We start from the raw sequence: 13,699 nt of genomic DNA on the forward strand, positions 1-13,699 counted from the left end.
CGCGGGGCCCGCCCGCCCCTAGCCTCGCGGCAGAAGGTGCGCGGCAGGCACGCAGGAGCACGAACGAGGGGCGGTACCCGGTGAACTGGCTGATCCACGACTACCGCGAGAGCGATCTCGCGGCCGTTGTCCACCTGATCGACACCACGGCCGAACTCGGCCAGGAGTCGGTCTTCTCACTCGCCGAGTGCATCAGCGCCCTGACCGACCGGCAGCCCTGCGTGGTCGCCGTCCACCAGGGCGTCCCGATCGGCGCCGCCCTCGCCTGCGTCACCGGTGAGCGCGCGTGGGTCATGCGCATCGCCATCGCCGCCGGCTGGCGCGGCCGGGGCCTGGCCAGCGCCCTGCTCGTGGAGCTGGAGCGGCGGCTCATCGCCGCCCGCGTCGGCCGCATCGCCTACGTCCTGCCGGAGGAGGACATGCTCGGCGAGGGCCTGCTGAACGCGGGCTACACCCGGCAGCCCGCCGTCGCCTACTTCGAGAAGACCGAGCCGCTGCACGGCCCGGCCGCCGGCCTCCTCGACGACCTCGGCGGCCGCTTCCTGCAGGGCGACCTGTGGGCCAAGGTCGCCGGCATGGAGAAGGAGAAGGACCTCATCGAGCGGCGCGTGGTGCTGCCGCTCGCCGAACCGGAGCGGGCCGCCTCGCACGGGGTCCGGCCGCCGCGCGCCATCACCCTCTTCGGCCCGCCCGGCACCGGCAAGACCACCTTCGCCCGGGCCATCGCCTCCCGGCTCGGCTGGCCGTTCGTGGAACTGCTGCCCTCCCGGCTGGCCGACGAGGGCAACCTCGCGGCCGCGCTGCGCGACGCCTTCGCGCGGATCGCCGAGCTGGAGCGGGTCCTCGTCTTCATCGACGAGGTCGAGGAGATCGCGCCCGTGCGCACCGAGCCCGCGCAGCCCGGCGGGATCCACGGGGTGACCAACGAGCTGCTCAAGCTGATACCGGGCTTCCGGGAGGGCGACGAGCGGCTGCTGGTCTGCGCGACCAACTCCATCCGCTCGCTCGACCCGGCTTTCCTGCGGCCCGGACGCTTCGACTACCTGATCCCGATCGGCACCCCGGACGCGGGGGCCCGCGCCGCCATCTGGTCCCGCTACACGGCGGGCCGCCCCGACGTGGACGTGGCGGCCCTGGTGGCGGCGACCGAGCTGTTCACCCCGGCCGACATCGAGCACGCGGCGCGGATCGCGGCGCAGGTGTCCTTCGAGCGGGACCTGGAGGCGGTGGGCGCGCGGGGCGCGACGGCGGCGCAGCTCGGCGCGAGCACGGAGGACTACCTGGCGGCCGTGGCGCAGTGCCGGCCGACGGTGACCCCGGCGATGACGGGGGAGTTCGCGGCGGACATCACGGCCCACGCGAGGTTCTGAGGCCGGACGGCAAGGTGGCCCGCAGCCACTCCCCAAAGGGACTGCGGGCCTCCCGCGCGGACTTGGCAGCCGTGCGGGACAGCCACGTTCCGTTTGGGGTGTATCGCCGGCTGGAACGTGGCGGCAAGGGTGCCGTGAAGGCGTCCTGAGCGCCTTCGTCAACACCTTCGAGTCAACCAGCGCGGGGGTGCGCGCGCCTCGGCCGCACGGCCCCGATCCCCCGGCCGGAAGGACCGGACCCGGGGCCGCGGCAGTGGGCCGAAAGGACGACCTGGGCCCGGGGCAGGACACCGCTTAGGCTCGGGCCATGGCCTTCATCGTCTTCATGACCCTGCCGGGGCTGGCGCTGCTGCTCACCGCCATGGCCTTCCTCGACCTGGCGCTGGAACGCGCGGGGCGCGCGGGCGTGCTCCCCTGGCGCTGGAACGGCCGCAAGGGGTGAACAACAGTTCCCATTTCTTTCGGTGGATATCCGGCATCATCAGTGAACATCCTGATGTCGTGAAGCTTTCCGAGTGGGCGGCGCGCAACGGCGTGCACTACCAGACCGCGTGGACCTGGGCGAAAGAGGGCCGTATGCCGGTCCCGGTCGTCCAGACGCCGTCGGGTACATGGCTCGTGACCGGGCCCGCCCCGCAGGCCGCCGGGCGGGTCGTGGCGTACTGCCGTGTCTCGTCCGTTGATCAGAAGGCGGACCTGGAGCGCCAGGTCGCCCGGACCGTTCAGGGCGCAACGTCCCAGGGTCTCGCGGTCACTGACGTGGTGACGGAGGTCGGTTCCGGCTTGAACGGGCGCCGCCGCAAGTTGCACCGGCTGCTCGCCGACCCGGGTGTGGGGACGATCGTGGTCGAGCATCGCGACCGCCTCGCCCGGTTCGGCGTCGAGCACCTGGAAGCTGTCCTCTCGGCCTCGGGGCGGCGTCTGGTCGTCCTTGACCCGGCGGAGACCGCCGACGACCTCGTACGGGACATGACCGAGGTTTTGACCTCGATGTGCGCACGTCTGTACGGCCGGCGCTCCGCGAACAATCGCGCCGCCCGGGCCGTCGCCGTCGCCACAGGCCCGGAGGTGGCCGGATGAAGAAGTTCAAGCCACGGCCGGGCTTCACCGTCCTCGCGCACAAGCTCGCGCTCGCCACCTGCACTCGCACGGAGGTGGGGCGCGGGCCGCGTACAACTGGGGGGTCGCGTACGTCACCGCTGTGTGGTGGCAGCGCAAGGCCGAGCAGTCGTACGGCATCCCCGAGGACGAGCTGACTCCGTGGCGGTCGTGGTCGCTGCCCTCGCTGCGGAAGGCGTTCAACGAGGACAAGTGCACCAACCCGCGCTTCGCCGACTGGTGGGAGGAAAATTCCAAAGAGGCGTACAACACGGGCCTGGCCAACGCGTCGGCGGCGTTCGGCAACTACACGAAGTCGAAGAGCGGGAAGCGCAAGGGCCCGAAGATGGGTATCCCCCGCTTGAAGTTGAAGGGGAAAGCGCGCCTGACCTGCCGGTTCACCACGGGCACGATCCGTATCGAGCCTGACGGCAGGCACATCACCCTGCCCAGGATCGCCGCCGTCCGCCTCCACGAGAACCGAGCTGACCTGCGAGCCCTCATCGACGAGGGAAACATGCGGATCCTCTCCGCGACCGCATGCCTGGACCGGGGCCGCTGGTTCGTGTCCCTCCAGGTCGAGCAGAAGCACCAGCTGGTGAAAGTGGCCCGTCCGGACGCGGCGGTCGGTATCGACCTCGGCATCAAAACGCTGGCCGTCCTCGCGGACAGCGATGGTGTCCTCAGCGAGGAACCCAACCCACGCCACCTCGACCGCGCACAGAAACAGCTGCGCCGCGCCAGCCGGATCGTCTCCCGCCGGCGCGGCCCCGACCGGCACACCGGGCAGCAGTCGTCGAAGCGCTGGGAGAAGGCCAACCGGGCTCGGAACGTGATCCATCACCGGGTCGCGAACCTCCGCGAGGACACCCTCCACAAGATGACGACCCGTCTCGCCTGCGAGTACGGCACGATCGTCGTCGAAGACCTCAACGTCGCCGGAATGGGCCGCAACCGGCGCCTGTCCCGCCGGATCGCGGATGCCGCGTTCGGCGAGATCCGACGCCGGCTCACCTACAAGACCCGTCGGCACGGCACGCGTCTCGTCGTCGCCGACCGCTGGTTCCCCTCCTCGAAGACCTGCTCCCGCTGCGGTGCGGTGAAAACCAAGCTGCCCCTCAGCACGCGCGTCTTCGAGTGCGACGCCTGCGGCCTCGTCCTTGACCGGGACGCGAACGCCGGACACAACCTGGTCGCCCTCGCGGCCCGCACCACAGGTACCGGAGTGGCCGGAGACCTGGACAACGCCGTCGAGGCGGAGTCGAAGCCCCGTGGAGCCGACCGGAAGACCCGCGCCACTCGCCCGCGCCGCAAGGCCGGGACGGGGCGGGCAGGTGGCGCGATCCCCAGCCCCCGGGCCGGGAAGGAAACGGGAGACCGTCAACACGACACCGGCGCGCAACTCGCCTGCTGGTGACCCGTTACGGACCATTCCGGTGGAAACACCGGGATTGCTGAGATCACTTGATGATCAAAGCAACGGCAGATGTCCGCCACCGGCTTCGAGCAGCTCCACGCCAGCTTCTCGCCGGGCAAGCAGAACGAGCTCAAGGAGCGGCAGAGCGCCCTCGTCATGCGCGACGACGAGGAGGACGGCGCTCCGCCGCGCTCCCGCGTGGACCTCGACGTCGGCCTCGCCGTCATCCGGATCCCGGCGGGACGGCCTACGGGCGGCAGCGGTAGGTGAACTCCGCCGAGGCCGTGCGCCGGTCCGGCGAGACCAGCTGGAGCTCGGCCTTCGCGGGGTAGGTCCCCGCGCCCTGGAAGGTCCACAGCAGGTGCAGCCGGGCCTCGTGCCGGCCGCTCGGCACCCGCTCGGTCAGCTGCTCCGAGCGGGTCCCGTCGCTGCGCAGCCAGCGGTAGGTGATGACCCCCGGTCGGCCGTTGGTCCGTACGACGGCGACGACGTCGGCGGTCGCGTCGCAGCCGGGGCCCTCGGGGCCGGTGGTGACCGCAACGTCCCGGACCTCCAGGGCCGGGCCGTAGCGCTGCCAGCCAAGGTAGGCGAGGACCGCGAGCAGGATCACGGCCGCCAGGGTGTAGCGGCGCCATTCGCCGCGCCGGCGGGGCGGCCGGGGTGGCGGGGCCACCGGGAACGGCAGCGGGAGGGCGGCCGTCACCCCCGGACCGAACCGCAGGACGGACCCTTCGACGCGGTCCGGCACGGCCTCGGCCGGCACGCGCCGGGTCCCGTCGCCGACGGGCATCTCCAGCTGCCGGGTTCCGTCCCCTGCGGCCGGTATCTCCAGCTGCCGCGTCGCGCCCTCGGCGGGCGCCAGCCGCTCGGTCGCGTCCTCGGCGGGCGCCTCGAGCTGCCGGGTCGCGTGCTCGCCGGGCGCCTCCAGCCGTTCGGTCTCGTCCGTGCGCTGGGGCGGGCCGCTGATCCAGTGGCTGCCCAGGACGGTGGCGCTGTACTCGTCGTCTTCGCCCTGCGGGGCGCGGGGGTCGCTCATCGGGGCACCGGCACCGGCGGCACGCAGCGCGGGATCGAGGCGGTCGCGTACGAGTACTGCTTGGCGGCGGCGGGCTTGGTGGAGACGCGCACGGTCAGGTAGCAGCCCCTGCCGCGCGTGAAGGTGTGCCTCTGCGACACCGCGGCCGGCGGGCCCGCGGAGACGGACTCGCTGCCGTCCGCGACGGCGAGGTCGTTCGGCGCGTTGCCGATGAACCACTCGAAGACCACGGTGACGGGCCCGCCTTTGACATCGAGGCTCACGGTCGCTTCACCGAACGTGGGCGCGGTTTTGAGGGTGACGGACACCGAGGAGACGATCACGCTCGGCGTCGGTGTGGGCGTCGGGGACTTGGTGGGCGTCGGCGTCGGGGACGCCGGGCCGGTGTGGCTCGGCGTGGCGGACGCGGACGGCGAGGGCGTCGTACTGGGCGACGGGCTCGGGCTGGTGCTCGGGCTCGGCGAGGCCGACTGCTCCGGGGACGAGGTGCCGGCCGGGGACGGGCCCGACGCGCTCGACGTCGCGAAGGCGTTCAGGGCCTTCGCCCCGCCCGGCTCCGCGCCGACCGCCTGGTAGCCGAGCACGGCCACGATCCCGAGGACCAGGGTGGCCCCGGCCGCGGCCAGGCCGCGCCGGCCTGGGGTCCAGCGCGGCGCGGGACTCGGCAGGGTCGTCGTGGCCAGCGCGGTGGTGCCCTGCGCCGGGGCGCCGGCCGAGGGGAACAGCAGCGGCAGCAGGGCCGCCAGCGCGGCCAGCTTGCGCTGTCCGCGCTCCTCCCACTCGGGCCCGTACGCGGCCACGGCCACCGACTCCAGCTCCGCGACGAACCGGTCGGCGTCCACGGGCCGCTGCTCCGGGGACTTCGCCATCCCCCGCCGGATCAGCGGGCGCACCGGCTCGGGCGCCTCGGACTCGGGCACCGGGGCCTCGACGTGCTGGACCGCGAGCTCGGCGAAGCTCTGCCCGTCGAAGGGCTTGCGGCCGGTCAGGCATTCGAAGAAGGTCGCCGTCGCGGCGTACACGTCCGCCGCGGGCGAGGCCGGCCGGCCCTGCCACTGCTCCGGCGCCATGTACGCGGGCGTGCCGGCGGCCCCGGGCGTGGTGCCCTGCGGGGTGGCGATCCCGAAGTCGACCAGCTTGGAGGTGCCGTCGGCGGCCACCAGCACGTTCGCCGGCTTGTAGTCGCGGTGGACCACGCCGGCCCGGTGGGCGTCGGCCAGCCCGAGCAGGGAGCCCTTCAGCAGCACCAGCGCGGCCTCGGGGCCGGTCCGACCGGACTGCTTGAGGAGGGCGTTCAGCGGGACGCCGTCCACGAGCTCCATCACGATGGCGGCGCCGCCGGGCGCTTCCACGTACTCGTACAGCCCGACGACGTACGGCGAGCGCAGGTCGCCGAGGAGCTGGGCCTCCGCGCGGAACTCCCGGACGAAGGCCGGGTTCTCGAGCATCCGGTCGTTCAGGTACTTCACCGCGACCGCCGTGCCCGTGCCGTCGTGGACGGCGAGCACGACGCGGCCGCTGCCGCCCGAGCCGAGCTCGCGGACCTCCGAGTAACCGGGAACCGACCACATGCCGTTCATACCCTTCCCCCTGCCGTGGCGTGACCGCGCCCCGGGGCCGGTCCTCGCGGGGACCGGCCACCCACTGGGACACCTTCCGGCCACGGCCGGTTCCCGGCGAACCGGTCTCGGCCGGGTAACGCGGCCGTGGCGGCCGGATCAGGCCGCCTCCGCCTCCGCCTCCGCGCCGATCATGGCGTGCAGCCGGTCGGCGGCCGCCCGCCCGAAGTCCGGATCGTTGATGTGGGTGTCGTAGTCGTAGAGCCGGGCGGCGCTGCCCCGCAGTCCCTCGCGCAATGCCGAGAACAACGCCCCGTCGGCGTCGGGGTCATGGTAGGGTCCGCCCGGCGCACCGAGGGTGGACAGTCCGCGCAGTGGGACGCAGACGGCCGTGGGGCCGGTGGCCGCACGGAGTTTGGCGGCGACCCGGCGGCCGAGTTCGGCGCATTCGGCCCCGGTCGTACGGATCACCGTGATCGAGGGGTTGTGGACGCGGACGCGGCGGTAGCGGACCCGCTCCGGCAGGCTCTCCAGCGGGCCGAACTTCACCATGTCCAGCGCTCCCAGGCTCACCACCTGCGGAATCCCGGCCCTCCCGGCCGCGCTGAGCCGGTCGGGGCCGGCGCTGAGTATGCCGCCGCACAGGTCGTCGGCGAGCTCGCTGAGCGTGAGGTCGAGGACGCCCGCGAAGATCCCCTGGCCGGCCAGGGTCTCCAGGGTCCGGCCGCCGGTGCCGCTGACGTGGAAGACCAGCACCTCGTAGCCGAGCTCGGTCAGCCGCTCCCGGGCCGCGTCCACGCCGATCGTGGTCACGCCCGCCATGCTGGCCGCGATCAGCGGCCGGCCGCCCTCGCCCAGCCGGGCCGGGCGCCGCAGCTCCGAGGAGGCGCCTTCGAAGGCCTTGGCCATCCCCGCGACGGCCTGCACGGCATTGGCCAGGACCGGTGCGGAGATGCTGTTGATCCCCGCGATGTCCACGACGCTGTACATCATGGTGATGTCCGCGGACCCGACGTACGGGGCCACGTCCCCGGACGCCATGGACGAGACCATCACCTTCGGGACGCCCAGCGGCAGCGCGCGCATCGCCCGGGTGGCGATGGAGGTTCCGCCGCTGCCGCCGATGGCGAGGACCCCGTGCAGTCTGCCCTCGGCGTGCAGGCGTAAGAGGGTCGCCTCCGCGCCCCGGGCCATCGCCGTCACGGCGGCGCCGCGGTCGGCGGCCGTGCGCAGCTCGTTCAGTTCCGTTCCCGCGGCCCGCGCCACCGCTTCACGCGGCACATCGGCGGGCACACGGGGCTCGTCCATGATTCCTGTGTCGACCATGACCACTTCGACGCCGGCGCGCAGCAGTCCCTCGCGCAACCAGCCGTACTCCACACCCTTGGTGTCCAGGGTTCCCACCAGCACGACGTTCGTCATACGTGCAATGTCCATGCAGGTGGGGTTTGTTGGCAAGTAAAGGTCGGGTCAACCCTCGTTCTCCAGGAGTTCCAACAGCCTCTGCAGGAAGGGGATCTGAGAGACCACCAGCTTCGACCTGGCCGTCTCCGGAGCGAACCACTCCACCCGGTCCAGCTCGGGGAACTCCGCCGTCCGCCCCGACTTCGGCGGCCACTCCATGGTGAAGGTCCCCGGTACCGCCAGCGCCGGATCGAGGTCCCCGCGGACCGCCCAGATCGTCACCAGCTTCCCGCCGATCATCCGGATCTCGCCCAGCGGCAGGTACGGACCCTCGGGCGGCGGCAGCCCGATCTCCTCCTCGAACTCCCGGCGGGCGGCGTCGATCGGGGTCTCCTCGGGCCCGTACTCGCCCTTCGGGATCGACCAGGCGCCCGCGTCGCGCCGCTCCCAGAGCGGGCCGCCCATGTGGCCGAGCAGGATTTGCGGCCCGGCCCCGGGGGGACGGCGGAACAGGAGCAGTCCGGCACTGCGCTTCGCTGTCATGACCTCATGCATGCCCCGTCCGGGGGCCGCTCAGTGATCGTGCGGGCCCTGGCGGTGGACCGGGCCGTGGGAGTCGGCGCAGTGCGGGTCCGTGTCCGCGAAGTCGTCGCCCGCCCGGCCGACCGTCAGGAGGGAGTCGTGGGCGTGGTCCACCTGGAGGGTGGTGTGCGTGATCCCGTACTCCTTGGACAGCAGGGCCTCCAGGTCCCGGCGCACGGCGTGGCAGTCGCCCTCCGGGGCCACCAGCACGTGCGCGGAGAGCGCCGCCTGCCCCGAGGTGATGGTCCAGATGTGCAGGTCGTGGACCTCGGTGACCGGCGGGTGCCCGACGAGCCGGTCGCCGACCGTGTCCGGGTCCACATGGGCCGGGGCGGCCTCCAGGAGGATCCGGCCGGACTCGCGGACCAGTCCGTAGCCCGCCTTGACCATCAGCACGACCACGACGAGCGAGGCGATCGAGTCGGCCTGCCGGAAGCCGGTGGTGAGCACGATCAGACCGGCGACGGCGGTGCCGATGAACGCGAACAGGTCGTTGAGGATGTGCTGGTAGGCGCCCTCCACGGCCAGGGAGGTGCGGTTCGCCTTCGAGATGCACCAGGCCGCCGCGATGTTGACGACGATGCCCGCCAGCGCCGTCACCAGGACCAGCCCGCCCTCCACGGGAGGCGGATCGAGCAGCCGGCGCACCGCCTCGTACGCCAGCCAGACCGCCAGCAGGAGCAGCGTGAGGCCGTTGGCCTGCGCGGAGAGTATCTCCGCGCGCTTGAGCCCGTAGGTGAAACCGCCGCGCGCGGGGCGGGCCGCCAGCCGCATCGCGATCAGCGCGAGGACGATCGACACGGCGTCCGTCAGCATGTGCGCGGCGTCGGAGATCAGCGCCAGGGAGTGCGCCAGGACGCCGATGACCACCTCGATGGCCATGAATCCGGTGATCAGGCCGAGCGCGATGCCGAGCCAGCGGCGGTCGGCGTCCGCGGCGACCCCGTGGCTGTGCCCGGCGTGGCCGTGCCCGCCGTGCGCGCCGTCCGCCTCGTGGTCGTGCGCGCCGTCCGCCTGGTGATCGTGCCCGCTCATGGCGTCCCCCGTTGGTCGTCCGGTCGCCCGGTCGTTTCGTGATGCCGCAGGATGCGTCGCCTGAAGTGAAGCGCACCGAACGAATATGGGCAAAGGCTGCAACGGGGACCGTTGTCATTACCCATAACGCCGTTCTGACCTGCGGTTATGCCGGTCCGTCCGGATCGTGGGAAAATCGCTCCATGGTCCAGCGCCCCGGTGTGCCGACCGCGCCCGAGCTCCTTCTGGAAACGGACAGGGGTTCCACCGCGATGAGCCCGCGCCGGACGTACCACGTCGGCCGGGACCCCCTCTGCGAGATCTGCCTCGACGACGCCCGCGTCTCCTGGCACCACGCGATCCTGCGTCCCGACGGCGACCACTGGACGCTGGAGGACGAGGACAGCACCAACGGCACGTGGGTCGACGGCCACCGCGTCCGCGAGTGGGCCGTCGGCGTCGGCAGCGAACTGCGCTTCGGCAGCGCCGCCGACGGCCCGCGCGTGCGCTTCGCCGAACCCGCCACGGCCGCCCCCCGCCCCTCGTCGGTCTCCCAACCGGCCATGACCAGCACCTTCCGGCAGCCGACCTCGGTCCGCCCGCTGGCCCCGCGGGCCGCCGTCCGCATCGGCCGTGCCCCGGACAACGACCTGGTCATCGACGACCTCGTCGTCTCCCGCCACCACGCCGAACTGCGCGCCCGCGCCGACGGCACGTACGAGATCGACGACCTCGGCAGCCACAACGGCACCTACCTCAACGGTGCCCGCCTCGCCCGGGCCGCGGCCATCGGCGAAGGAGACATCGTCGGCATCGGACACTCCGCCTTCTGCCTCGTCGGAAACCAACTGCAGGAGTACGTCGACACCGGCGAGGTCTCCCTCGACGTCCAGGACCTCTCCGTCACCGTCGACCACGGCCGCAAGACCCTCCTCGACCACGTCTCCTTCCCCGTCGCCACCACTTCCCTGCTCGCCGTGGTGGGCCCCAGCGGCGCCGGCAAGTCCACCCTGCTCGGCGCACTGACCGGCCTGCGCCCCGCCGACCACGGCACCGTCCTGTACGACGGCCGCGACCTCTACCGCGACTACGCCGAACTGCGCAGCCGCATCGGCCTCGTCCCGCAGGACGACATCCTGCACGCGCAGCTCACCGTCCGCCGCGCCCTCGTCTACGCCGCCGAACTGCGCTTCCCGCAGGACACCGCCAAAGCCGAACGGCAGGCCCGGGTCGACGAGGTGATCGGCGAACTCGGCCTCCAACAACGCGCCGACCAGCCCATCCACAGCCTCTCCGGCGGCCAGCGCAAACGCGTCTCCGTCGCCCTGGAACTGCTGACCAAGCCCTCCCTGCTCTTCCTGGACGAGCCCACCTCCGGGCTCGACCCGGGCATGGACCGCTCGGTGATGCACATGCTGCGCGGCCTCGCCGACGACGGCCGCACGGTCATCGTCGTCACCCACAGCGTGCTCAACCTGAGCGTCTGCGACCGCCTCCTGGTCCTCGCGCCCGGCGGCCGCATCGCCTACTACGGCCCTCCCGACGAGGCGCTCGGATTCTTCGGCTACGACCAGTGGCCCGAGGCCTTCGAAGCCTTCGAGAACGAGCGCGACCGCGACTGGGCCGGCGGCTACCGCGGCTCACCGCTGCACCGCCGCTACGTGGACGTCACCGGCCGGATCCCCCTCGCGGGCGCCGCCGACCGGGCCGCCGGCGTCGCGCCGAAGCCGCCGCCCAAGGCCCAGAGCTGGGGCTCCCAGCTCTCCACCCTGATCCGCCGGTACGCGGCCGTGCTCAGCGCCGACCGCACCTTCCTGATCATCATGGTCGCGCTGCCGTTCGTCATGGGCGCCATGGCCCGCGCACTGGCCGGCAGCGAGCTCACGGCCGAGACGGCGCTCAACGCGCTGTTCATCCTCTGCGTGGGCGGAGTCCTGACCGGCGCGGCCAACGCCGTGCGCGAACTCGTCAAGGAACGCGTCATCTACCAGCGCGAACGCGCCGTGGGCCTGTCCAGATCGGCCTACCTGATGTCCAAGGTGGTCGTCCTCGGCGCGGTCACCGTCGCCCAGGCCGTCGTCCTCACCCTGGTCGGCCTGGCCGGGGTCAAGACCAACGCCCCCAAGGGCAAGGGCGTCTTCCTGCCACCGCTGATCGAGATCACCCTCGCCGTCGCCCTGCTGTCCGTCACCGCGATGCTGCTCGGCCTGCTGATCTCCGCCCTGGTGAGCAAGGAGGAGGTCACCATGCCGCTGCTGGTCCTGCTCACCATCGTGCAGGTCGTCTTCTGCGGCTCCCTGCTGAAACTGACCGGAGTACCCGTCATCGAACAGCTCGCGTGGTTCGTGCCCGCCCGGTGGGCCATGGGGGCGATGTCGAACACCATCGACCTCGGCGCCATCGTGCCCGGCAAGATCACCCAGGACCCGATGTTCGACCACGAGGCCGACCTGTGGCTCACGGAGATGGGCATGCTGGTCGCCCTGTGCGTGCTGTTCGGCGTGCTGGTCATCAGGGTGCTGCGCCGCCACGAGCCGGCCATCATGCGGAAGTAGCCGCCATGACCAGCCCCGGCCCGGCCGCGGACTTCAGGCCCACCCACATCGTCCCGCAGGAGGGGCTGCCGGCGTGGGAGACCCCCGACATGTCCCGCCCCACGGTGGCGCTCGACGCCTTCCTCCCCGTACGGCTGCTGTCCCGGCGCGGCGAGTGGGGGGAGATCCTGTGCGCCAACGGCTGGTCCGCCTGGGTGGACGGCCGCCTGCTGCTCACCGTGCCGCAGCCCCCGCCGACCGGCGGCCGCCCGCTGATGCGCACGGAGGACCCGCAGCCGCTGCTCGCACGCTGCGCCGAGGAGCTGGAGCGCTACCGGCGGGCGGTGGCGGACCTCGCCGCCGACCGGATCGACGCCGAGGCCTTCCGGCGCGCCCTGCGGGGACTGCGCGCCGGGATCGTCGTCGACGGGGAGTCCGTGTGGCTCTACGACGAGGCGGCGGGACGGTGGATGTACGGGGACGGGACCCGCCTGGCGACCTACGCGGTCGTCGCGGGGCCGGGTGCCCCGCCCGGGCGGGAGACGCCGCCGCCGGAAGCGGACACCGCGCGGGCGGCCGACGTACAAGACGTACGGGGGGACCCCTCGGCCGCGCACGAACCGACCAGGATCGCCGATCTTCCCGGGTCGGAGGACGGGCGGTGACGGCGGGCCCCGACCCGGAGCCGGTGCGCGGGCGCGCTTCCGACCTGCGGGGGCGGCGGATCGCCGGCTACGTGGTGGAGGACGAGATCGGCCGCGGCGGCATGGCCGTCGTCTACCGGGCGCACGACGTGCGGCTCGACCGGACGGTCGCGCTGAAGCTGCTCGCGCCCGAGCTGGCGCGCAACGACACCTTCCGGCAGCGGTTCGCGCACGAGTCGAAGGTCGCTGCCGCCATCGACCACCCGCACATCGTGCCCGTCTTCGAGGCGGGGGAGACGGACGGCCTGCTCTACATCGCCATGCGGTACGTGCCCGGCCAGGACCTGCGGGCGATGCTGGACCGGACGGGCCCGCTGCCCGTGGAGGCGGCGGCCCGCATCGCCGGGCAGGTCGCCTCGGCGCTGGACGCGGCACACGACCACGACCTGGTGCACCGGGACGTGAAGCCCGGCAACATCCTGGTCGCGGGGGGAACGGACAGCGAACACCCGGAGCACGTGTACCTGACGGACTTCGGGCTCACCAAGAAGTCGCTGTCGCTGACCGGGTTCACGAGCGTCGGGCAGTTCGTCGGGACCCTGGACTACGTGGCGCCCGAGCAGATCGCCGGAAAGCCGGTGGACGGGCGGTGCGACGTCTACAGCCTGGGGTGCGTGGTCTACGAGATGCTGGCCGGGGGACCGCCGTTCCAGCGCGACGACGACATGGCACTGCTGTGGGCCCACCAGTACGACCCCCCGCCGGCGGTGAGCTCGAGGCGGGACGGGTTGCCGGCGGGGGTGGACGAGGTGCTGGCACGGGCGCTGGCCAAGCTGCCGGAGGACCGGTGGGAGAGCTGCCTGGAGTTCACGGGGGCGCTGCGGCGGGCGGGATCGGGCCCGGTCGGGCCGGTACGCGTGCCCACCCGGGTGGCCGCGGCCTCCGACGGGCCCCCGCCGCCACCGCCGAGGTGGGCGCTGCCGGTGTTCTGAGGCCCGGGCGCGGAGCCGGGGTGCGCGGAGCCCGGCGGCTGACGGCTGC

The 13,699-nt window shown here is 72.7% G+C and carries 12 protein-coding genes and 1 pseudogene; 8 read left to right on the top strand and 5 right to left on the bottom strand.

Going from position 1 to position 13,699, the window contains the following annotated elements; genetic code table 11:
• Positions 1–80: 80 nt before the first annotated feature.
• From DRB96_RS20695 to DRB96_RS20710, 5 genes and pseudogenes are all read left to right on the top strand, one after another.
• Positions 81–1,370 (top strand): bifunctional GNAT family N-acetyltransferase/ATP-binding protein, encoded by a 1,290-nt coding sequence (locus DRB96_RS20695; RefSeq protein WP_112449793.1) that lies wholly within the window; start codon positions 81–83, stop codon positions 1,368–1,370.
• A 307-nt stretch (positions 1,371–1,677) separates the two neighbouring features.
• Positions 1,678–1,812, top strand: a complete 135-nt coding sequence (locus DRB96_RS45950; protein ID WP_275432099.1) for a hypothetical protein — start codon at positions 1,678–1,680, stop codon at positions 1,810–1,812.
• A gap of 59 nt (positions 1,813–1,871) precedes the next feature.
• On the top strand, positions 1,872–2,450 hold the full coding sequence (locus DRB96_RS20700; protein ID WP_112449794.1) for an IS607 family transposase: 579 nt from the start codon (positions 1,872–1,874) through the stop codon (positions 2,448–2,450).
• A 58-nt stretch (positions 2,451–2,508) separates the two neighbouring features.
• Positions 2,509–3,885, top strand: a complete 1,377-nt coding sequence (gene tnpB, locus DRB96_RS20705; protein WP_112449795.1) for an IS607 family element RNA-guided endonuclease TnpB — start codon at positions 2,509–2,511, stop codon at positions 3,883–3,885.
• Between the two features lie 66 nt (positions 3,886–3,951).
• Positions 3,952–4,155 (top strand): annotated as a pseudogene (locus tag DRB96_RS20710) (DUF6191 domain-containing protein); the annotation flags it as partial.
• Here the strand turns inward: DRB96_RS20710 and DRB96_RS20715 are convergent.
• The 5 genes from DRB96_RS20715 to DRB96_RS20735 form a co-directional block, all read right to left on the bottom strand.
• Positions 4,133–4,921, bottom strand: a complete 789-nt coding sequence (locus DRB96_RS20715; protein ID WP_112449796.1) for a hypothetical protein — start codon at positions 4,919–4,921, stop codon at positions 4,133–4,135. The pseudogene DRB96_RS20710 and the gene DRB96_RS20715 sit on opposite strands and share 23 nt — an antisense overlap.
• Positions 4,918–6,501 carry a serine/threonine-protein kinase gene (locus DRB96_RS20720; RefSeq protein WP_112449797.1) on the bottom strand — a complete coding sequence of 528 codons (1,584 nt, stop codon included), beginning with the start codon at positions 6,499–6,501 and terminating at the stop codon, positions 4,918–4,920. Before DRB96_RS20720 ends, DRB96_RS20715 begins: the two co-directional genes overlap by 4 nt.
• Positions 6,502–6,639: 138 nt before the next feature.
• Positions 6,640–7,902, bottom strand: coding sequence for a Tm-1-like ATP-binding domain-containing protein (locus DRB96_RS20725; RefSeq protein ID WP_112449798.1), 1,263 nt, complete (start codon positions 7,900–7,902; stop codon positions 6,640–6,642).
• Positions 7,903–7,950: 48 nt separating this feature from the next.
• A complete protein-coding gene (locus tag DRB96_RS20730; protein WP_112453595.1) occupies positions 7,951–8,427 on the bottom strand; it encodes an NUDIX domain-containing protein in 477 nt (158 codons plus the stop codon).
• 30 nt (positions 8,428–8,457) lie between these two features.
• Entirely contained in the window at positions 8,458–9,501 is a 1,044-nt protein-coding gene (locus tag DRB96_RS20735) for a cation diffusion facilitator family transporter (RefSeq protein WP_112449799.1), read from the bottom strand.
• A gap of 182 nt (positions 9,502–9,683) precedes the next feature.
• Here DRB96_RS20735 and DRB96_RS20740 point away from each other — a divergent pair, with 182 nt between their 5' ends.
• The 3 genes from DRB96_RS20740 to DRB96_RS20750 are packed head-to-tail and all read left to right on the top strand — an operon-like array spanning position 9,684 to position 13,650.
• Positions 9,684–12,035: an FHA domain-containing protein gene (locus DRB96_RS20740; RefSeq protein WP_112449800.1), complete on the top strand. Its 2,352-nt coding sequence runs from the start codon at positions 9,684–9,686 to the stop codon at positions 12,033–12,035.
• A 5-nt stretch (positions 12,036–12,040) separates the two neighbouring features.
• Entirely contained in the window at positions 12,041–12,679 is a 639-nt protein-coding gene (locus DRB96_RS20745; RefSeq protein ID WP_112449801.1) for a hypothetical protein, read from the top strand.
• Entirely contained in the window at positions 12,676–13,650 is a 975-nt protein-coding gene (locus tag DRB96_RS20750) for a serine/threonine-protein kinase (RefSeq protein WP_239516287.1), read from the top strand. Before DRB96_RS20745 ends, DRB96_RS20750 begins: the two co-directional genes overlap by 4 nt.
• The last annotated feature ends 49 nt before the right edge of the window (positions 13,651–13,699 follow it).

It is taken from the genome of Streptomyces sp. ICC1, from assembly GCF_003287935.1.
GTDB classification, from domain to species: Bacteria; Actinomycetota; Actinomycetes; order Streptomycetales; family Streptomycetaceae; genus Streptomyces; species Streptomyces tritrimontium.

Bases quoted from the DNA above. Each gene is read 5' to 3' on its own strand.
- DRB96_RS45950 (WP_275432099.1), top strand. From the start codon at position 1,678: ATGGCCTTCATCGTCTTCATGACCCTGCCGGGGCTGGCGCTGCTGCTC.
- DRB96_RS20715 (WP_112449796.1), bottom strand. From the start codon at position 4,921: ATGAGCGACCCCCGCGCCCCGCAGGGCGAAGACGACGAGTACAGCGCC.
- DRB96_RS20720 (WP_112449797.1), bottom strand. From the start codon at position 6,501: ATGAACGGCATGTGGTCGGTTCCCGGTTACTCGGAGGTCCGCGAGCTC.
- DRB96_RS20725 (WP_112449798.1), bottom strand. From the start codon at position 7,902: ATGACGAACGTCGTGCTGGTGGGAACCCTGGACACCAAGGGTGTGGAG.
- DRB96_RS20730 (WP_112453595.1), bottom strand. From the start codon at position 8,427: ATGACAGCGAAGCGCAGTGCCGGACTGCTCCTGTTCCGCCGTCCCCCC.
- DRB96_RS20735 (WP_112449799.1), bottom strand. From the start codon at position 9,501: ATGAGCGGGCACGATCACCAGGCGGACGGCGCGCACGACCACGAGGCG.
- DRB96_RS20740 (WP_112449800.1), top strand. From the start codon at position 9,684: ATGGTCCAGCGCCCCGGTGTGCCGACCGCGCCCGAGCTCCTTCTGGAA.
- DRB96_RS20745 (WP_112449801.1), top strand. From the start codon at position 12,041: ATGACCAGCCCCGGCCCGGCCGCGGACTTCAGGCCCACCCACATCGTC.